Below are 19,083 nucleotides of genomic sequence, written 5' to 3'. Positions count from 1 at the left end.
AGTTTAGACCCTGAAACAGGCATTTTAACAGTTAAAACAGGCAGTCTTTAGTATACATACCGTTTTTAAAATTCTATAGCGGTCTTTTACAACTATAGTAGACTATATAAACAAAACAAAAAGAACCAGCCTTGTACTGGTTCTTTACCTATAAAAAACGAACGGGGGATTAAGAATACCGGTCTATCAACTCTTCCAGTGCCGGTTGAAAAGTAATACCAATGGGCAAATTCTGACCGCCGATCTGTATCTCTTTCCTACCCACAACATCAATCTGAGCAACGGATACGATATATGAACGATGCACCCTGATGAATTGATTAACCGGTAATCGTTCTTCAAAATATTTAAGGTTCAGCAAAGTAATAAGGGGCGATGTTTTACCGCGCAGGTGAATCTGTGTATAATCCCGCAACCCCGATATAAACAGGATATCATTCAGCGAAATTCTTATCCGTTTATATTCCGACTTAATGAATAAAAAATCTGCGACAGGTGTTTGTATACTTGTTTCTAATATTTGCATTTCCATAGTTACCTGTTATGACCAATCAAAACTATACAAACGCTGTACGGGTAAATGCAAAATGCGATGAACGATGTTTTTTTGTAGACCAGTGTATCGCTTTAACAGATGATTAGGAATTGAATTATTTGCTCAAAATAGCAGATAAATATGCCCTATGACTATCGCTTACCGGTAAAGCTGTCTGTTGATCAGTTAACAGAATTGTATCTTTCTTTATTACACTTATTGATTTAAGTGCTACAATATAAGAACGGTGGATACGAACAAACTGAGAAACAGGAAGTATCTCTAAAATACCCTTCATGGTATTTCGCGTTAGCAGGTTTTTTCTGGGATCAGTAAAATGAATTTTAATATAATCTTTCACCCCTTCCATATAAAGTACATCACTTAACACCAACTTCACCAAATTATATTCAACATTAATGAATATAAATTCTGGCTCTGCAATAGTAGGTTGAATATGATAACTTGAAAAAGATAATGCCTTATTAGTGGCTTGAAGAAAGCGTTCGAATGAAACCGGTTTTACCAGATAGTCAATTGCATCTACACTAAATGCTTTCAGGGCATAATTATCAAATGCGGTGATGAATATTACCAGGGGCTTTACCGGCATTGATTCAATAAACTGCAAACCACTCATGCCAGGCATTTGTATATCAATAAAAATCAGTTGCACAGAATTATTACGAAGGGCCTCTGCTGCTTCTTTTGCATTCTTACAACTGGCAACCAGGTTAAGGTAGGGCACCCGATTGATATTGTCTACCAATAGCTCAAGCGCATACTTTTCATCATCTACTGCTATACAATTCAATTTCATATTAAAGTTTCCAATTTTATTTCCAGTGACACAATAAACAGATTATCTCTTTTTTGAATCGTAAGATGATGACTGTCAGGATATAGTATTTCAAGTCGCTTAGCTACATTTGTCAATCCAATACCGGAAGCTTTATCTGCCTGTTCTGGTTTAGTAACACTACAGCTATTAATCACCGAAAAATGCAGTTGATTCTCATGCACATACAGGTTTATCTCTATGAATGCGTCGGTTATCTCCTGGGCTGCAGTATGTTTAAAAGCGTTCTCTACAAAAGGTATCAATAACATTGGAGCAATTACAGCCTGTTCATTGTTATTCTGGAAATTACTTTTTACATTCAATTCCTGATACCTGAGTTGTTGTAGTTCGATATAATCTGTCAGGTAACTAATTTCTTTATCGAGTGAAGTGCCATTTACATCTGTTTCATACAACATATACCGCAATAAAGAAGACAGTTTAATTAAAGCAGGCTCCAGGATTTCCGATTTTTTCCTGGCAAGAAATGTCAATGAATTGAGTACATTAAAAAGGAAGTGGGGACTTACCTGCGATTTTAAAAATTGTAACTCTGAAGCAAGGGAGATTAGTTTGAGTTCCTTTTTTTGTTTATCAAGTTTAAAGCTTTCCAGAATATAGTAAAATGCCAGACTTGCTGTAACAGCCAGCGCAAAAGGAAAAATGGTTATCCAGTTAAAGGGCATTCCTCTCCTGATAAAAAATTTCGTTTGCACCCCCCCCGGCATTTTATTAAAGCCTGGAAATTCCATTGGGGGAGGTCTGAGAGGGCGTATAAGTATATTATCTGTTAAGCTGGAAAATGCATAATCAACGCCATTCACATAAAGGCATAACAATACTATTTGCAATACCACAAAAAGCACCCATTGTCTGGCTGTTTTCGTACGAGGCAGCAGATAATACACATTGATGTAAAAAACAATGGCCAATACCAGCACGCTCACTGCCCGGAAAGTAGTAAGCACCATTTTATCCTGTCCTAGTATATTAGGTCTTATACTAACACTTTCCAGAAAGAAAATAAGGGAAAAAATACCTGCCCAAACAGCGATATGTAGTATTACATTACGACAGGTGGTATTTCTTCGAAAAGAAAAATTCATGCCGCAAATTGTATACTTTTCTGCTTAACAAGCTGTTAATAAAGTTGAATGGGGCGTTTTTGCCGACGAATAAGCAAAAAATTGGGGGAGCAAGACTACTCCCCCTCAAACCTTATTCAATACTAATCCTGGTTGCGATACAACCAAGTTTCTTTAAGCCATCAGGCTAATCATATCTTCTGCCCAGTGTATTCCAAAAATCGCGGTATGAAATAGTTAGACTGAATGATGTAAACTTCTCTTTAATTAATCCATTATTCACACTCCCCCTGCTGCCCAGTTCAATACTACCGTTTAGTCCTAACCCACTTCTGTTTAATTGCTTGCCAAAACCTACTGTTACTCCATATTCAGTAAGTTGATGTCCTTTATAGGTTAGATAGGTTTGCTGGCGATACAAACCAGCCTGCAATTGGTATGCATCATATTCAATATCCCTAAATTGTTTTTTGGGGGCGTATTCGAATCCTAATGAATAACGATTGCTGTTATTCAATGAATAACCAAAGCCTTTATACTGTAAACTGTTCCAGGGCTGTTCAGCATAATCGAATGCAAGTGTGTACGCTTTTTTATAGGTAAGTGCCAATCCCCCTGCATAAGTTACCGGTATGGTAAAATAATTGGGGACGTCTTCTTCATTCTTTGAAATTGGCGTTGATCCTTCTGTTACCTCAAGACTGTATACGGCATTCATATTTGTTTTACCGGCAAATGTTGCGCCGGTTGAAAGTTGTAAATCTCTACCCAGTTTCTTTTGCCATTGCATCCCTAATTTAAAAGAAGGGCCACTCATAAAAATATTCCTTTTGGTTATAAGTGATGCCGACACATCACTTAACACTTCTTCTTCTTCGTTTTTTTGTCCGAATAAATATGAAAGTTCCGCACCGACCGACAAATTTTTCCCAACTTTGAAGGCATTGGCGAAGTAAACTTTATTTATACTTCCGGTGCCTTCATAATAAGTGCTGGCAAAAAGATTGCTTCCCTGGATATTTTTATTCCCATTAAATGAGTAGTTGGAACTACTCACTGGCATTAATCCGAAACTCATCCCCCATTTTGGTTTCAACTTGATGGCCAATGCTGCTTTTTTAAATTGCATATCACTTGATTGTGCATTGGTACCATCAATTATAGCATCCCCAGAATAACCAACTGCTCGAAACCTGGTAGACAATTCAAAGTGAAAAAACCGATCAGCAAGGAAGCTGTATGATGCAGGATTACTATTATTCAGGTATACATACGATGGCAATGCCAGTCCGGCATGCCCCATGCCTGTTGTACGATCAAAGCTGCTTTTTTCCAGGTCACCGATACCTAAAATAGAATAAGGAGATGTGTTGTTTTGTGCCAAAAGACTCCCCATGCACAAGCAGCAGGAAATACCTAAAAAGGATTTTATAAAAAGCAATTTATTTAACTGTTGCATAGTAAATCTGTAGTTCAATTTTATTCTGCCCATGTTGTCTATCGCCAAGTATCACCCTGTTAAATGCATTGATAAATGAAGGAGAAGGGGGCAATGCAAGCAAACCATCTCTATTGATTGTGGCAGTTTCCAAGACTGTTTGTATATACTCCGTAACATCATAGCTATATTGGGTAGACTTTCCATACAGGTAATCAATCTGCAGATCTCCTGTTTGTGAAACTGCTTCTCCGGAACTATTTCTGATCGTAATATCAGCGCCTATTTGATTCAATGCATTTGTTTGTGCCAAACTTAATGTCGGAGGTAAATTAAAATACCCCTGATAAGTTCCATGTACAGGTCGAAGAATAAGTTTTGCTTGTAAAATTTTTACAAAGTTGGGCACTTTTAAAATTTCGCGAATGGTAGGAAACCTGATTTTAGTCATTACACCAGATAGGTATTGTACATAAGACTGGTGATTAGTTTGTGTACTCAGCATTTCATTGTTAAGGCTATTTAATAATTGCAATGGAGTGCCCGTTCTGTCTGTAGAAATAGCATTGAACTGATGGCTGGTATTATTCAAAACAAAATCAGTAAACAACTCTTGTTTATAGAGGCCAGGTTTTGAGTAGTGTATGCGCATCTTTACGCTATCTTTAAATCCTGCCATCAAATGCGCACTGGAAGTACTGATGCGAAATCCTTTCATGTATTGAAGAAAGCCATCAACCGTATTAATTTCAGGATCGGCAGGATCCTGGAGTTTGCTGAATATTGCATTACCAAACTGGTCGCTCAATCTTATTGAAATGGTATCTGCCCGTAGTGGTCGTACCATTGCAGATGTTTGTCCGAGCGCATTGGTAAATACTGAAAACCTTTGGGTATTGTAGATTACAGCACTTTCATTGTATGCGGTAATTGGTTCAGAAAGTTGGTGCACAGAAATATTTAAAGGAATACTCGTATCACCATAATAATATTGGTTAGGTGTTATAATGAGTTCAACAGAATCGTAAGATGCTTCGCGGTATATGTCGCTATAGGATGGCAAAGCCAGTTCTAAATAAGTAGATGACCTGATTTTCCCAAATTCGGGATCGTTATAACCGCCGATAAAAGCAATACCCGATCCTGATGCGGCGAATGAATCTACCTGAATATTTGAGAGCGATACATCAAATGTGTCGCTCAATACAATTTGTGTGTTACCGTTATCAAGGTATTGGTCACCAAACTTTATATCAACTTTGGTACATGACACCACCGACAACAGCAGGAACAAAAAACAGCTTGTAAATAAATTTCGAAACATGTACCTGGTACTATTAGGATTTAAACAGGTACAATGTTAGCAGCCGGCGCTGTTACAAAATTGTTAGTATAGACCGCACTCAATACAAATACGGCGAGTTGGTTTTTTCTTTCTGCAAACAGATTCTTTGGCAATTATCTTATGTAATGATGTTAAGAGTAAGGCATTTTTCATACGCCGAATAAATAAGGGCATTCATCTATAAAAAAGAATCCTAAATCCATTTTAACGATTTGGCGATGCCTTGGGCAGATAATTTCAGCAAAATTTTTTTCATGAAGCAACTGAAATACTCCCTTCTTTTACCTCTTAGTGTTTTATTATTAATTGCATCCTGCACCAAAAGCAGCGACAGCAGCGATGAAGAAAGTGGCAACTGGATTAAGCGTTCCGATTTTGAGGGTAATGCCAGAACAGAAGCTGTTTCATTTGTTATTGGCGATACCGCCTATATTGGTACCGGCTTCGATGGTACCAATCGCTATACCGATTTCTGGGCCTATGATCCGGTGAAGAATTTTTGGGTTCAGCGTGCACAGTTTGGAGGTAAAGCCAGGAACTCTGCTGTTGGTTTTACCATTGGCACCAAAGGATATATTGCAACAGGTTATGATGGGGTAAATCGTTTGAAAGACAACTGGGAATACGACCCAACCACCAATAGCTGGACGCAGAAAGCCGACTTTGCAGGCACCGCACGTTACGATGCAGTAGGTTTTGGCATTAACGACAAAGGTTATATAACAACCGGGTTTGATGGTGGCTATACCAAAGATTTCTGGGAATTTGTGCCTACAGGTGGAACCAATAATGCTGGTGTTTGGACACAGTTGATCAGTCTTGGCGGAACCAAACGTTCTGGTTCTGTTGTATGGGTATATAATAATAAAGCCTACATAGTAGGAGGTTTAAACAACGGTGCATCTATCAATGAGTTTTGGGTGTACGACCCTGCTGCAGCCAGTTGGCAAGAACTAAGAAAAATCTCCAATGTCAGTGATGATACTTATGATGATGATTATTCAGACATCATCCGTTACAACGCAGCTGGATTTGTACTCAATAACAAAGGATATTTAACAACAGGTGAAAATGGTTCTTATATAAGCAAAACCTGGGAGTATGATTTCGCCAGCGATGTTTGGACGCGTAAAACAAGCTATGAACGTGCAGAAAGAAGTGGTGCACTCGGATTCGCTGTAAAAGGCCGCGGATTTATAGCCTGTGGCAGAAACAATTCCTACTATTTTGATAACCTAGATGAACTGCAGCCAGATGTTACGTATAACTCAAACGATTAAATCATATTGGGTTTATGCATTCTTTATGTTTGCTGTAAGCTTTTTTGTATATCGCTTTTTTTTACAGCAGCAGTCGGGCACAAATTATGAGTTGTTTAAGATGAATGCGGGTTGGGGATACAGGATTGTTCAAAATGATACGGTCTTTATTCAGCAGGAGCAGATTCCGGCAGTAGAAGGATACAAATATTTTCAAACCAGCAGGGATGCCGAAGCAACGGCAAAACTGGTGATACAAAAAATGAAAGCGCATTCACTACCCATAATTAGTGTACATGAACTGGATAGTATGGGCGTTCAATATTAAAATAACAGCCCCCGATAAAAATCCGTGGCTGTTATTCATTGTTGTCCAGGGAAATTTGACCACAAGCTGTAGGTGTCGTGTATGATGGAACACGGATCTTCATGATTTTCAGGATTTATCATGATATATCTTGAAAATCATGAAGATCTGTGTTCTAGTAATAGCAGATAGTGCATTTACGGCAACCAAATATTTCTTTAAGCAACTGACTTTGAATTTTTAAATTGGCAAGCCCCCTTTAATTCCATTAAAAGCAGAAAGTCTATAATATGCACCCATCAAGGCTTGTAGCTTGCGGCTTGAAGCTTGAAGCCAATTTTCCCAGGACAGAAATGGCTGTTATTTATTAATCATCTATATCAACCACTTTTTTGTTTTTCAGTTGTTGCATGGTTTTAGGAATCATTTGCAGTATTTCTTCCCGCAGGGTCTGGATCAGTTTGTTCTTAATGTGATCGCGGTGTGTTACAAGACTTACTTCGCGGGCAGGACTCGGGTCTTTCAGTCGCTTTACCAGTTTCATCTGGTTTTTATTGAATTCCATTACTGCCAGTTCGGGTAGAATGGTTAGGCCATTACTTTTATCGACCATTCTTTTCAGGGTTTCAATATTACCTGTTGCATATTTAAAATGGGTATCGCCACTTTTGCGCAGTTCACAGAGGTTCAATACCTGTGAACGAAAACAATGACCTTCTTCCAATAACCAGAGTTGGTTAGGATCTATATCGTCTGCCAGCACATATTTTTTATCGTACAGTGCATTTTTGCGGGATACATACACAAAGAGTTCTTCATAAAATAAAATATCTTCTCTGATAGAAGCATCTTTCAACGGGGTTACTACCAAACCACAATCAAGCCTGTTGTTTTTTAGTTCATGCACCACTTCTTCAGTAATGGTTTCTTTAATTACCAGTTCCAATTGCGGATACTTTTCCCTAACCTGTTTAAAAAGTGAAGGAAGCAGGTAAGGTGCCAGTGTAGGAATAATACCAATACGCAATTCTCCCGTCAGCATATCCTTTTCATCGGTAATCAGTTGACGTATCAGGCCAGACTCACGCAATACCACCCGCGCCTGTGCAATAATGCGAACACCTATTTCAGTAGGTATGACAGGCTGCTTGGTTCGATCAAAAATTTTCACCCCAAGTTCATCTTCCAGTTTCTGTAGCTGCATACTGAGCGTGGGCTGAGTTACAAAGCAGTTTTCTGCAGCAATAGCAAAATGCCGGTATGTATCTACCGCAATCATATATTCCAATTGTGTTAACGTCATAGATAAAATCTATTTTAGTATAAAAATAATCAATTTGAACTATTAAACATTTCGATGTAATCTTGCCTTCCGGACAAATGTGATGGTTTTATTAAATGATTATTGTCATAGAATTTGATCGTCAGCTTTTGTACTTTAACATCTTGTCAACCTATAAAAATCATCAACATGGAAAATAACCCAAATGCCAGTGGCGACATCAGTAAATGTCCCTTTCACAACGGCAGTCTTAAACAGGCAGCAGGTGGCGGTACACGTAACCGCGACTGGTGGCCTAACCAACTAAACCTCAACATCCTGCGTCAGCATTCTGAGCTCTCTGATCCCATGGATCCGGATTTTGATTATGCTAAAGAGTTTCAGTCGCTGGACCTGGATGCTATCAAAAAAGACCTTACCGCTCTCATGACCGATTCGCAGGAATGGTGGCCGGCTGATTATGGTCATTATGGCCCTTTCTTTATCCGTATGGCATGGCATAGTGCAGGTACTTACCGTACTTATGATGGACGTGGTGGTGCCGGAGCAGGTATGCAACGTTTTGCACCACTCAATAGCTGGCCCGATAATACCAACCTCGATAAAGCTCGTTTACTCTTATGGCCCATCAAACAGAAGTATGGTAAGAAAATTTCCTGGGCAGACCTGATGATTCTGGCAGGTAATGTGGCACTTGAATCAATGGGCTTCAAAACATTTGGTTTTGGCGGCGGTCGCGCAGATGTTTGGGAACCAGATGAAGATGTATACTGGGGCAGTGAAAACGAATTCGTGGCAAGCCACAGAAATCCCGAAAGCCTGGAATCTCCATTAGGTGCTACTGAAATGGGGTTGATATATGTAAACCCCGAAGGACCGGATCGTAATCCGGATCCAATCCTCGCAGCAAAAGCCATCCGTGAAACATTTGGTCGTATGGCCATGAATGATGAAGAAACAGTGGCTTTGATTGCTGGCGGACATACATTCGGTAAAACCCATGGTGCTGCTGATCCGGGTAAATATGTGGGTAAAGAACCTGCAGCTGCGGGTATTGAAGAACAAGGTATGGGCTGGACCAACAGCTTCGGTTCTGGTAAAGGTGTTGATACCATTACCAGTGGACTCGAAGGTGCATGGACCACCACACCTACGCAATGGAGCAATAACTATTTTGAAAACCTGTTTGGATACGAATGGGAATTAACCAAGAGTCCGGCAGGCGCCCATCAGTGGCAACCAAAAAATGGTGCGGGTGCAGGCTTAGTGCCTGATGCACACGATGCAAGCAAACGTCATGCTCCATTTATGCTGACTACCGATTTATCTATGCGTTTTGATCCGGCTTATGAAAAAATCTCCAGAAGGTTTTATGAAAACCCCGATCAGTTTGCAGATGCTTTTGCCCGTGCATGGTTTAAACTTACACACAGAGATATGGGCCCACGCGCTCGTTACCTCGGTAAAGAAGTACCAGCAGAAGAACTGATCTGGATGGATCCGATTCCAGCCGTAACACATGAACTGATTAATGAAGCAGATATTGCTGCATTAAAATCACAGATACTTTCATCCGGATTATCCGTTAGCGAACTGGTATCTACAGCATGGGCATCTGCCTCCACTTTCCGTGGATCAGATAAACGTGGCGGAGCAAATGGTGCACGTATTCGCCTTGCACCTCAGAAATTCTGGGAAGCCAATAACCCACAACAATTATCAAAAGTACTAGACGCCCTTACTGCTATCCAGTCTAGCTTCAATGCTACCGGTGGCAACAAACAAGTGTCCCTGGCCGATTTAATTGTGCTGGGTGGCGCTGCTGCAATTGAGAAAGCTGCGAAGGATGCTGGTCATACAATCACTGTTCCATTTACACCTGGTCGTGCAGATGCATCACAAGATCAAACAGATGTTGAATCATTTGCTATTCTTGAGCCTCAGGCCGATGGTTTCCGCAACTACCTGAAACCAAAACAAATGGCAACCGCTGAAGCACTGCTGATCGATAAAGCGCAATTACTTACCCTTACTGCACCTGAACTTACTGTGCTGTTAGGTGGTATGCGTGTACTGGGTACCAATTATAATAACTCGAAACATGGTGTATTCACCAGCAAACCTGGTGTGCTAACCAATGATTTCTTCGTGAACCTGCTTGATTTTAGCACAACATGGTCAGCAACCGCTGATAGCCATCAGCAGGAATTCGAAGGCCGCGATCGCAAAACAGGGGCTGTTAAGTGGACAGCTACCCGTGCCGATCTGATCTTTGGTTCGAACTCAGAACTTCGCGCTATTGCAGAAGTTTATGCTTGCGCCGACAGCAAAGAAAAATTCGTAAAAGATTTTGTTGCTGCCTGGAATAAAGTGATGAACCTGGATCGTTTTGATCTGGCTTAATTAATACACCATCAATATGGATATAACCCCCTTACTTTCTTTGTAAGGGGGTTATTTTTTTCAGGTACTATTTGATATGCGCCTGCTTTGTTGCAAACAACCTGCTTACCAATTCCGGGTAACGCAGTGCGGCCGATACCCAAACCAATGATTCAATTATAACAGGAACCAGTATGGATTGCTGGTGTTGTAAATGGGTAGCAATTGCTCCGCCCATGTAGGCAATTAATAATAAACTACCTACTATACCTGTTCGGGGAACTAAGTATAAGATTAACGACACCAGTTCAACCACACCAATTAATTGGTATTGGGCCGGACTGATACCCATAAACTTTGCCTGTGTAATAGCCATTTCGTTTTGACTCAGTTTTAAGAAAGCACTAAAAGCCAATAAGAGGGCAATGATTATGGCGATTACCCAACCTGCTCTTTGCTGAATTTTTTTTGACATACTCCTAAATTTTATTTCAGGAGCAAAATTCAAACAGATTGATATACTTTTGTTACTAGTTACATATAGTATACCGATTACAAAAAGAATACCATGCATACAAATGAATCATGCAAAAAAGCTCGTTTGGCCATCCAGGATACATTAGACATTGTAGGAGGAAAATGGAAACTGGTTCTTTTGAGCATACTGATGGATAACAAAAAAAGGTTTCGTGAGCTTTCAAGGGAAATTGGCATCAGCCCAAGAATATTATCGAAGGAACTTCAGGAGCTTGAAATCAATGGGCTTGTTTCCAGAACAGTTTGTAATACCCGACCAATAACGGTTGAATATGCAGCCACCCCTTACAGTGAAACTTTAAAAGAAGTGTTGTATACCATGAATAAATGGGGGGAACTACACCGGGAAAAGATCATTAAAAAAGCTGGTTAACAGTCAAATCTATCATATTAGAAAATTTTTTATACACAACATTTCATTTTAATAATTCTTCCATTTGCTGTATATTCAATAATTATTTATTTTTTTCTTGTAAAAATCTTCTTCGACTGCCTGCTTCATTATTAATATAATATTTGAAATATATTAATGTGAAGAATCTTTCACGCAGACAATTTCTTAGTCGCTCAGGAATGCTTGCCGGAGGTACCTACCCGGCAATGATGGCCATGGGCATGTTGGCCGCAGCCCCCGTGCGGGCATTTAATCTTGAGCAACACCACCAGGGTAAAAAAGTATTGATACTGGGCGCAGGTCTGGCAGGTTTGGCCAGTGCTTATGAACTTGAGAAACTGGGTTACCAGTGTACCATTCTGGAAGCCCGCAACAGATCTGGTGGCAGGTGCTGGAGTGTTAGAAAAGGCGACCTGCATGAAGAAACAGACGGAGGTTTACAAAAAGCAGGTTTTGATGAAGGACTGTATTTCAACGCAGGCCCTTCGCGCATACCACATAACCACCAGCTTACTCTTCACTATTGCCGTGAATTAAAAGTGCCGATTCAGGTTTACAATAATATCAATGAATCGACCTACTTTTTTAGCGAAGGAACAGGCAAGCTTAATAACAAAAAACTAAGGGCCAGGGAAATTCACAACGATATACGCGGCTATATGTGTGAGATGCTGGCTAAAGCCATTGACCAGCGCCAGTTAGATAGCGCCATGACCAATGAAGACAGTGAAAAAATCATTGCTTACCTGCGCGCTGAAGGCGGACTCGACCCGGATAAATTGTACAAGGCTTCTGCCAGGCGTGGGTACCAGGTTAACCCCGGAGCAGGCAATAAAGCTGGTGTAATCAGTAATGCCTATGCCCTTTCTGATATTATAGGTGCCGGCTTTATGGAACCCGATTTTTATAATGTTGCCGAATACACTTACGAACTACAGATGACCATGTTTCAGGCCATTGGTGGTATGGATAATATTGCCAAAGCATTCGAAAAGAAATTACGTAATCCAATAAAATATGAGCAGGTAGTAACCGCAATAAAGAATACAACAGATGGCGTTCGTGTAAACGTGAAAACAAAAAATGGCACTCAAAGTTTTGATGCAGACTACTGTATCTGTACCATACCACTTCCTGTACTCAGCAATATTGACCACAATTTCTCATCGCAGGTTAGCAGGGCTATTGATTTTGGTAATTATATCACTACCGGCAAAATTGGCCTGCAGTTTAACAGAAGGTTTTGGGAAGAAGACGAACATATTTATGGTGGTATTACCCATACCAACAGCGAGCTCACACAAATCTTCTACCCATCCAATGATTATTTAAGCGATAAAGGGGTATTGATTGGCTATTACAACTTCAACGAAAAAGCAAAGAGAACAGGTGAGTTGAGTTATGCGGCAAGAGAAGCGCTGGCACTGGAAAAAGGAGGTAGTATTCACCCGCAGTATGCAAAAACATTTGAAAAATCTTTTTCGGTTAGCTGGCATAAAACAAAGTACAACATGGGTGGCTGGGCCTTATACAATAGTGAGGAAAGAGCTTCCACCTATCAGGCTATGTTAGAACCAGACAAGCAGGTATATTTTGCCGGAGAGCATCTTACCTACCTGAATGCCTGGATGGCCGGTGCTTTTGAATCGGCACGCGAAACCGTAAAAGCATTGCATTCACGTGTAGGAAAATCATAACGCTTCATTCATTCACCATAAAACTGTCTTATGTCAAACAAAATAAATCGCCGCAAATGGTTGAGAACCGGTTTACTGGCTGCTGGTACGCTCCCTGCATTGCCTTCCCTGCTGAAAGCTATGCCTGCACCACAATTTGCCTGCTACGAAAATTTATCGGACGATTCCGTTGCTTTCGAAAATGTAGCAGCAGAAATAAAGGCAAGGCTATCGGCCAACGAAAATCCTTTCGGGCCTTCTGATCTTGCTAAAAAAGCTATTGAAGATGCATTGGCAAGCAGCTATCAATATTCATTTGGACAAACAGCCGTGTTAATGAAAAAGATTGCTGACTTCGAAGGACTTAAGCTGGAAAACATCATGCTGGGTTCGGGTTCTTCACCCCTTTTACTGGCAGCTGCCATTCATTTCAGTAAGCAGGGTGGTAATATTATTTCAGGAGACCCCAGTTACGACGACCTTCCATCAAAAGCTGCGCGTTTAAATGGCAAATGGGTTAAAGTACCACTCACAACTGACTACCAGCTCGATCTTGTTGAAATGGAGAAAAAAGTAGATGCCAATACTTCACTGGTTTATATCTGCAACCCCAACAATCCAACCGCCTGTGCACTGGATACCGCTGCATTAAAATCATTTTGTGAAAGGGTTGCTGATAAAGTACCTGTATTGATAGACGAAGCATATATTGATTACCTGCCCGACCCTAAAGCGGCCAGTATGATGGATTTAATTACCAGGGGTAAAAACATCATCATTGCAAGAACTTTTTCAAAACTGTATGGCTTTGCAGGATTAAGGGTTGGCTATTGTGCCGCGCAACCTGCCATGATCAAACAACTTTCTTTGTATACACCCGGTGCCATGGGATTATCAAACACTTCCTTACAAGCTGCTATTGCTACTTACCAGGACACTGCTTTCCTGAATGATGCTTTACAAAAAACAGCCGCTTCCAAAAAATACCTCTACGATGTATTGAAGCAGGAAGGCTATGAATATATACCATCGCATGCCAACTTTGTATTGTTCCCCATTAAAATGGAAGGGCGACAGTTTGTTACTGAAATGTCGAAGCGAGGTGTTAGCATACGCGCATGGCAATTCAACAATAAAAACTGGTGCAGGGTAAGCATTGGCAGAATGGATGAAATGCAGGCATTTGCCGCAGCCTTCAAGGAAATATCTTAATCATCATCAAACAAATCATTTAACCAAACCAGCAACTACACGCCTTATGCTTCGCTTTATTCTTGCTTTTTGTTTGTTTAGCTTTTGCACCGCTGTTAATGCGCAGGATGCTCCGAGGAGCATCAGCTTATCGGAATACGAAAAAGCCAGGTCCTTCGATGTGAAAGACCTCGACAACGATACTTATGTAAAATTTGAGAATACCTATGTGCTCGATCGATATGAATCGCGTAAGCCTTATTTTATAACTGGTGATGACGGCAAAAAGAAACGAATAGACCTGTATCGTTTCCTGCTCAAAGAAGGTATGATTGAACTGGGTACCCTTATTTTTTATACCAATGAAACTGGTAAAATATACAAAGCCTGTTTACCTGGTTTCAGGGCCGATGGAAAAATATGGGAGAAATACTTTGCAGACATACATGCCATCGATAAAGTAGAAAGCAATTTTGTATTAAAGCTTTCTTATGTTTTGTCGAAAGAGTTTGGCTTTCAGCTTTACAAAGCTGCCAACCAGGGTAAGGATCTTTCAAAGGAATCTGGAACTTACGGTTCAGACATTTGTTTTCCCGGCGATGTTCAGGTAACCATGGCAGATGGTAGCCATAAACCAATGCAGGAGGTTAAATCAGGAGAAAAGGTTATAACCATAGACCCTATCACAAAAACCCCGGTTACCGTTACCGTTAATAAACTGGTGGAACATGAACAACGTAATTACGCCATAACCAGGCTCACCTTATTACACGCAGAAGAATCAATTGAAAACAATGTCAACATTGTTTCATTGAAAATAAAATCAATTACAGCTACTCCAAATCATCCCGTGCTGACCAATATGGGAGATAAAAAAATCGGACAAGTAAATGAAGGCGAATGGATACTTTGCTTCGACAACAACAAAGGCGAGTACCTGCCATTCAAAGTCTGGAACAAACAAGAAACTCCTGAAGGGAACCAAAAAGTGTACAATCTGGAAACAAGTAATGGAGACACATTCATCATCAATGAGGTAATGGTTTTAGCGAAGGAAAGAAAGCACTAAGCATTTATAACAGTTTAATGACAACGCATTTCTTTTAGCATACAGCAGCTCCCTAAATGCTTTGTACCTTTGTAAAAAATATACGAATGGAACTGGGTATAGGCATGTTTGGAGATGTTCATGTTACTGAAGCGGGAGTGAGTATTCCCGCTGGTCAGCGTCTTAGAGAAATGATCGAAGAAATCAAACTTATGGATGAGCTTGATATTGATTTTTTTGGAATAGGGGAACACCATCGGCCGGAATATGCGGTTTCCGCACCTGAAATTATCCTTGCCGCAGCCGCCACGGTAACCAAAAATATAAAGCTGGGTAGTGCAGTGTCTGTATTAAGTTCTGCAGACCCAATTCGCTTATACCAGCAATATGCCAGTATCGATCAATTATCGAAAGGCAGGGCCGAACTGGTTGTCGGAAGGGGAAGTTTTACAGAGTCTTTTCCGCTATTTGGTTTTGATCTTGCAGACTATGATACTTTATTCGAAGAAAAACTAGACCTGCTGTTTCAGGTAAACCAACAGCCAACCATCAGTTGGAAAGGTAAGTTCAGGACCCCTGTTGTAAACCAATCTGTTTACCCGCGTGCTTTCAATGATTTATTGGATATGTGGATTGCAGTTGGTGGCACACCAGAGTCGGTTTTAAGGGCCGGCAGATACGGACTCCCCATTATTTTTGCCATTATCGGTGGTAGTCCGGCGCAGTTCAAACCCTTATTCGATTATTACCAGAAAGTATATGCGCATTTCAAACATCCAGAAGAAAACCTGCAGATGGGTGTTCATATGCATGCTTTCTTTGGAGAGAACAGTAAAACGGTTTCAGATAAATACTTCCCACTCTATGCAGGTCAAATGAATCGAATAGGCCGCCAGCGTGGATGGTCGCCATTTACGAGAGAACAGTTTGAATTTGGAAGGGGTGCGAGCGGTGCATTAATTATCGGGGAGGCAAATGAAGCCATCGATAAAATATTACAACTTCATGAAACCCTTGGTTTCACACGCTTTGCTGCACATATGGATGTTGGTGGACCTTCGCATGCAGATTTGATGAAGTCGATCGAAATTTTTGGCAGCCGCATTGCTCCTGCTATCAGAAAGGCCCTCGGTAGGTCTGCCTAAACTATTGGAGATTATACATCTTCTTCTTTAAACGATAGTAAGATATTGGAGAGTGATGTATTTACTTTTCGATATTGTACGCCTGCTTTATCCAGCATAAGCTTTGATGCTTTTGAGGCATCCGTACCATCATATTTATCTGAGAGGTAAACTACTTCTGTTATTCCTGACTGTATAATGGCTTTGGTACATTCATTACAGGGAAATAATGCCGTATAAATTTTGCAGCCTTTCAGATCCATGCCTATGTTATTCAGGATGGCATTCAATTCTGCATGACATACAAAAGGATACTTGGTATCGAGAAAGTCTCCTTCTTTACTCCAGGGAAATTCATCATCATGACAACCGATGGGGAGGCCATTGTAACCTGCGCCAACTATCTTGTTCTTGTCGTTCACAATACAGGCGCCTACCTGCGTATTTGGGTCTTTACTGCGTTTAGCCGATAATAAGGCCACACCCATAAAATATTCATCCCAACTAATATAGCCCTGCCTTTTTCCCATGTTTAACAATTAACGCTTTCCTTCAAAAAATCCCTGTTCTTTCAATATTGCTTTCAATACATTCATACGTGCGGCAATCATTTTAGCGTCTTTATCTCCTTCCGTATTAAGCACAAAGAAATAAGGATGTTTGTTTTCTTCAATCCAACCAACGACCCATCCCAACAGATTTCCATTTTCCCTGAATCCCAGTCCTGTTTTATAAGCCAACTGATAATTAGCGTTGGTTTCGCGTATCATCAGTTTTTTCACGATCTCCTGTGTTCGTTTCTGGAAGGGCAATTGTGCAAAGTAGAGTCTTTTTACTAAGCCCATTTGTTCATCCGGTGTAACTTTCAAAGTATTGTTGATCCAGAAAGAATCAACTGCGCCACCAATTTGTTTGTTCCCGTACTGCAGGCTGTCTAACCAACGCTGCATCGTATCTTTTCCTATTCTTCTGGCTACTTCCTGAAAATAAGGCAGTGCTGATGCTGCAAAAGCCTCTTCCATATTCATATCGCGGTTCCAGTCGTAGGCAGTATCTCCACCCGGGAAAACACGTACCACTCCATCCCATTTGATCGGCATTTTCTCGTTGGTAATACGCCCTGTTTCAATACCAATCAGCGAGTTCACAATTTTAAATGTGGAAGCTGGCAGGTAGGCTGAATCCTTGAAACGGGATAAATTATAAATCGTAAACTGTCCGGTACCATTATCAAAAAGTCCGAATGTGCCCGTTACATTATTTTCATCAAAATATTTCTTCAGACTGCTATCCTCTTTCACATTGTTGGGTGAACAGGCTATCAGCAATACACTTAAAGTAAAAAAGACTCCAAGAAAACTTTTTAGAGAACGCATAGGTTTCAATTTACACTTGTCAAAATAATACTCATCCCTTTAATACCCCAAGTTCTTTTCCAACTTTAGTGAAAGCTGCAATGGCTTTGTCGAGGTGTTGTTGTTGGTGAGCCGCACTTAACTGTACGCGAATACGTGCCAATCCTTTTGCCACTACCGGATAGAAGAAACCAATTACATATACCCCTTCTTCCAGGAGTTTTGCGGCAAAATTTTGTGCCACTACTGCATCATATAACATGATTGGAACAATCGGGTGATCACCGGGTTTGATATCAAATCCGGCTTCCGTCATTTTTGACCGGAAATATTTGGTATTGTATTCCAGTTGATCGCGAAGCTGCGTAGTTTCGGTAAGCATATCTAATACAGCAATTGACGCACCTACGATTGATGGCGCTACTGTATTGGAAAATAAATAAGGGCGACTGCGTTGGCGCAGCATTTCAATGATCTCCTTTCTACCTGAGGTAAATCCACCACTTGCACCGCCTAATGCCTTACCGAGTGTACCAGTAATAATATCAATTCTACCCATTACACCACGGTATTCATGTGTACCGCGACCGGTTTTACCAAGGAAGCCAGAGGAATGACATTCATCAATCATTACAATAGCATCGTATTGATCAGCCAGGTCGCAGATTTTATCGAGTTGTGCAATGGTTCCATCCATACTAAAAGAGCCATCGGTTACAATAATTCTATTTCTGCAGCCGGAACTTTCTTTCAGTTTTGTTTCCAGGTCCTCCATATTGTTGTGCTCATACCTGAATCGCTGTGCCTTACATAAGCGAACACCATCAATAATAGATGCGTGGTTTAACGCATCACTGATAATGGCATCCTGTTCATTAAATAAAGGTTCAAATACGCCGCCATTGGCATCGAAAGCTGCTGCGTACAAAATAGTGTCTTCTGTACCCAGAAAGTCGGCTATTTTCTTTTCCAGTTCTTTATGAATATCCTGTGTTCCACAGATAAAGCGAACACTGCTCATACCATAACCATGGGTATCGATGGCTTTATGGGCAGCTTCAATCACTTTTGGGTGAGAAGAAAGCCCCAGGTAGTTATTGGCACAAAAATTCAATACAGATTTACCATTCACAACGATTTCTGGTCCCTGCTCACTGGTAATTACCCGTTCTTTTTTAAAAAGCCCTGCTGTTTCGATTTCACGAAGCTCTTCCCCTATCCGGGCAACAAATTTTTCATTCATGGCGTTGCTTTTATGGAGTGCAAAGATAGAGGAAACAGAGA

General features: G+C 40.6%; 18 protein-coding genes. 8 read left to right on the top strand and 10 right to left on the bottom strand.

Translation table 11 applies throughout. The features are described from left to right. Positions 1-169: 169 nt before the first annotated feature. From ACH30E_RS03875 to ACH30E_RS03855, 5 genes are all read right to left on the bottom strand, one after another. Positions 170-532: a LytR/AlgR family response regulator transcription factor gene (locus tag ACH30E_RS03875; protein ID WP_490823711.1), complete on the bottom strand. Its 363-nt coding sequence runs from the start codon at positions 530-532 to the stop codon at positions 170-172. A 118-nt stretch (positions 533-650) separates the two neighbouring features. Beyond that, complete coding sequence (locus tag ACH30E_RS03870) at positions 651-1,355, bottom strand: LytR/AlgR family response regulator transcription factor (protein ID WP_490823710.1); 705 nt, start codon at positions 1,353-1,355, stop codon at positions 651-653. Next, entirely contained in the window at positions 1,352-2,482 is a 1,131-nt protein-coding gene (locus ACH30E_RS03865) for a sensor histidine kinase (RefSeq protein ID WP_490823709.1), read from the bottom strand. Before ACH30E_RS03865 ends, ACH30E_RS03870 begins: the two co-directional genes overlap by 4 nt. A gap of 166 nt (positions 2,483-2,648) precedes the next feature. Next, positions 2,649-3,920: a BamG family beta-barrel-assembly machinery protein gene (gene bamG, locus ACH30E_RS03860; protein WP_490823708.1), complete on the bottom strand. Its 1,272-nt coding sequence runs from the start codon at positions 3,918-3,920 to the stop codon at positions 2,649-2,651. Then, a complete protein-coding gene (locus tag ACH30E_RS03855) occupies positions 3,904-5,223 on the bottom strand; it encodes a DUF4270 family protein (RefSeq protein WP_490823707.1) in 1,320 nt (439 codons plus the stop codon). The genes bamG and ACH30E_RS03855 overlap by 17 nt, the downstream gene beginning before the upstream one ends. A 275-nt stretch (positions 5,224-5,498) precedes the next feature. Between ACH30E_RS03855 and ACH30E_RS03850 the strand changes: the two genes are divergently transcribed. Beyond that, positions 5,499-6,524, top strand: a complete 1,026-nt coding sequence (locus ACH30E_RS03850) for a Kelch repeat-containing protein (RefSeq protein ID WP_490823706.1) — start codon at positions 5,499-5,501, stop codon at positions 6,522-6,524. Beyond that, the gene (locus tag ACH30E_RS03845; protein ID WP_490823705.1) at positions 6,499-6,831 is read left to right on the top strand and encodes a DUF4907 domain-containing protein; all 333 of its coding nucleotides are present in this window, start codon (positions 6,499-6,501) and stop codon (positions 6,829-6,831) included. Before ACH30E_RS03850 ends, ACH30E_RS03845 begins: the two co-directional genes overlap by 26 nt. A 346-nt stretch (positions 6,832-7,177) precedes the next feature. Here the strand turns inward: ACH30E_RS03845 and ACH30E_RS03840 are convergent, their stop codons facing one another. Further along, on the bottom strand, positions 7,178-8,113 hold the full coding sequence (locus tag ACH30E_RS03840) for a hydrogen peroxide-inducible genes activator (RefSeq protein ID WP_490823704.1): 936 nt from the start codon (positions 8,111-8,113) through the stop codon (positions 7,178-7,180). 168 nt (positions 8,114-8,281) lie between these two features. Between ACH30E_RS03840 and katG the strand changes: the two genes are divergently transcribed. Then, positions 8,282-10,495 carry a catalase/peroxidase HPI gene (gene katG, locus ACH30E_RS03835; RefSeq protein WP_490823703.1) on the top strand — a complete coding sequence of 738 codons (2,214 nt, stop codon included), beginning with the start codon at positions 8,282-8,284 and terminating at the stop codon, positions 10,493-10,495. A gap of 67 nt (positions 10,496-10,562) precedes the next feature. Here katG and ACH30E_RS03830 read toward each other — a convergent pair whose 3' ends face one another. Beyond that, positions 10,563-10,949: a DoxX family protein gene (locus tag ACH30E_RS03830; protein WP_490823702.1), complete on the bottom strand. Its 387-nt coding sequence runs from the start codon at positions 10,947-10,949 to the stop codon at positions 10,563-10,565. Between the two features lie 93 nt (positions 10,950-11,042). Between ACH30E_RS03830 and ACH30E_RS03825 the strand changes: the two genes are divergently transcribed. The 5 genes from ACH30E_RS03825 (at position 11,043) to ACH30E_RS03805 (ending at position 16,465) form a co-directional block, all read left to right on the top strand. Then, entirely contained in the window at positions 11,043-11,384 is a 342-nt protein-coding gene (locus tag ACH30E_RS03825) for a winged helix-turn-helix transcriptional regulator (protein WP_490823701.1), read from the top strand. 143 nt (positions 11,385-11,527) lie between these two features. Continuing rightward, positions 11,528-13,102, top strand: a complete 1,575-nt coding sequence (locus ACH30E_RS03820) for a flavin monoamine oxidase family protein (protein WP_490823700.1) — start codon at positions 11,528-11,530, stop codon at positions 13,100-13,102. Between the two features lie 30 nt (positions 13,103-13,132). Beyond that, positions 13,133-14,293: a pyridoxal phosphate-dependent aminotransferase gene (locus ACH30E_RS03815; protein ID WP_490823699.1), complete on the top strand. Its 1,161-nt coding sequence runs from the start codon at positions 13,133-13,135 to the stop codon at positions 14,291-14,293. A 46-nt stretch (positions 14,294-14,339) separates the two neighbouring features. Further along, positions 14,340-15,341 carry a Hint domain-containing protein gene (locus tag ACH30E_RS03810; RefSeq protein WP_490823698.1) on the top strand — a complete coding sequence of 334 codons (1,002 nt, stop codon included), beginning with the start codon at positions 14,340-14,342 and terminating at the stop codon, positions 15,339-15,341. An 86-nt stretch (positions 15,342-15,427) separates the two neighbouring features. Continuing rightward, the gene (locus tag ACH30E_RS03805; RefSeq protein WP_490823697.1) at positions 15,428-16,465 is read left to right on the top strand and encodes an LLM class flavin-dependent oxidoreductase; all 1,038 of its coding nucleotides are present in this window, start codon (positions 15,428-15,430) and stop codon (positions 16,463-16,465) included. An 11-nt stretch (positions 16,466-16,476) separates the two neighbouring features. Here the strand turns inward: ACH30E_RS03805 and ACH30E_RS03800 are convergent, their stop codons facing one another. From ACH30E_RS03800 to kbl, 3 genes are read right to left on the bottom strand one after another with little or no spacing between them, the layout of a single operon-like run. Next, positions 16,477-16,974, bottom strand: coding sequence for a deoxycytidylate deaminase (locus ACH30E_RS03800; RefSeq protein WP_490823696.1), 498 nt, complete (start codon positions 16,972-16,974; stop codon positions 16,477-16,479). 9 nt (positions 16,975-16,983) lie between these two features. Next, positions 16,984-17,820, bottom strand: coding sequence for a penicillin-binding transpeptidase domain-containing protein (locus ACH30E_RS03795; protein WP_490823695.1), 837 nt, complete (start codon positions 17,818-17,820; stop codon positions 16,984-16,986). A 31-nt stretch (positions 17,821-17,851) separates the two neighbouring features. Continuing rightward, a complete protein-coding gene (gene kbl, locus ACH30E_RS03790; protein ID WP_490823694.1) occupies positions 17,852-19,042 on the bottom strand; it encodes a glycine C-acetyltransferase in 1,191 nt (396 codons plus the stop codon). Between the last annotated feature and the right edge of the window lie 41 nt (positions 19,043-19,083).

It is taken from the genome of Sediminibacterium sp. FW305-C-61 (assembly GCF_058231065.1).
Note: the sequence above shows the minus strand (reverse complement) of the source record. Positions and strands in the feature narration are given on the sequence as shown.

Bases quoted from the DNA above. Each gene is read 5' to 3' on its own strand.
- ACH30E_RS03875 (WP_490823711.1), bottom strand. From the start codon at position 532: ATGGAAATGCAAATATTAGAAACAAGTATACAAACACCTGTCGCAGAT.
- ACH30E_RS03870 (WP_490823710.1), bottom strand. From the start codon at position 1,355: ATGAAATTGAATTGTATAGCAGTAGATGATGAAAAGTATGCGCTTGAG.
- ACH30E_RS03865 (WP_490823709.1), bottom strand. From the start codon at position 2,482: ATGAATTTTTCTTTTCGAAGAAATACCACCTGTCGTAATGTAATACTA.
- bamG (WP_490823708.1), bottom strand. From the start codon at position 3,920: ATGCAACAGTTAAATAAATTGCTTTTTATAAAATCCTTTTTAGGTATT.
- ACH30E_RS03855 (WP_490823707.1), bottom strand. From the start codon at position 5,223: ATGTTTCGAAATTTATTTACAAGCTGTTTTTTGTTCCTGCTGTTGTCG.
- ACH30E_RS03850 (WP_490823706.1), top strand. From the start codon at position 5,499: ATGAAGCAACTGAAATACTCCCTTCTTTTACCTCTTAGTGTTTTATTA.
- ACH30E_RS03845 (WP_490823705.1), top strand. From the start codon at position 6,499: ATGTTACGTATAACTCAAACGATTAAATCATATTGGGTTTATGCATTC.
- ACH30E_RS03840 (WP_490823704.1), bottom strand. From the start codon at position 8,113: ATGACGTTAACACAATTGGAATATATGATTGCGGTAGATACATACCGG.
- katG (WP_490823703.1), top strand. From the start codon at position 8,282: ATGGAAAATAACCCAAATGCCAGTGGCGACATCAGTAAATGTCCCTTT.
- ACH30E_RS03830 (WP_490823702.1), bottom strand. From the start codon at position 10,949: ATGTCAAAAAAAATTCAGCAAAGAGCAGGTTGGGTAATCGCCATAATC.
- ACH30E_RS03825 (WP_490823701.1), top strand. From the start codon at position 11,043: ATGCATACAAATGAATCATGCAAAAAAGCTCGTTTGGCCATCCAGGAT.
- ACH30E_RS03815 (WP_490823699.1), top strand. From the start codon at position 13,133: ATGTCAAACAAAATAAATCGCCGCAAATGGTTGAGAACCGGTTTACTG.
- ACH30E_RS03810 (WP_490823698.1), top strand. From the start codon at position 14,340: ATGCTTCGCTTTATTCTTGCTTTTTGTTTGTTTAGCTTTTGCACCGCT.
- ACH30E_RS03805 (WP_490823697.1), top strand. From the start codon at position 15,428: ATGGAACTGGGTATAGGCATGTTTGGAGATGTTCATGTTACTGAAGCG.
- ACH30E_RS03800 (WP_490823696.1), bottom strand. From the start codon at position 16,974: ATGGGAAAAAGGCAGGGCTATATTAGTTGGGATGAATATTTTATGGGT.
- ACH30E_RS03795 (WP_490823695.1), bottom strand. From the start codon at position 17,820: ATGCGTTCTCTAAAAAGTTTTCTTGGAGTCTTTTTTACTTTAAGTGTA.
- kbl (WP_490823694.1), bottom strand. From the start codon at position 19,042: ATGAATGAAAAATTTGTTGCCCGGATAGGGGAAGAGCTTCGTGAAATC.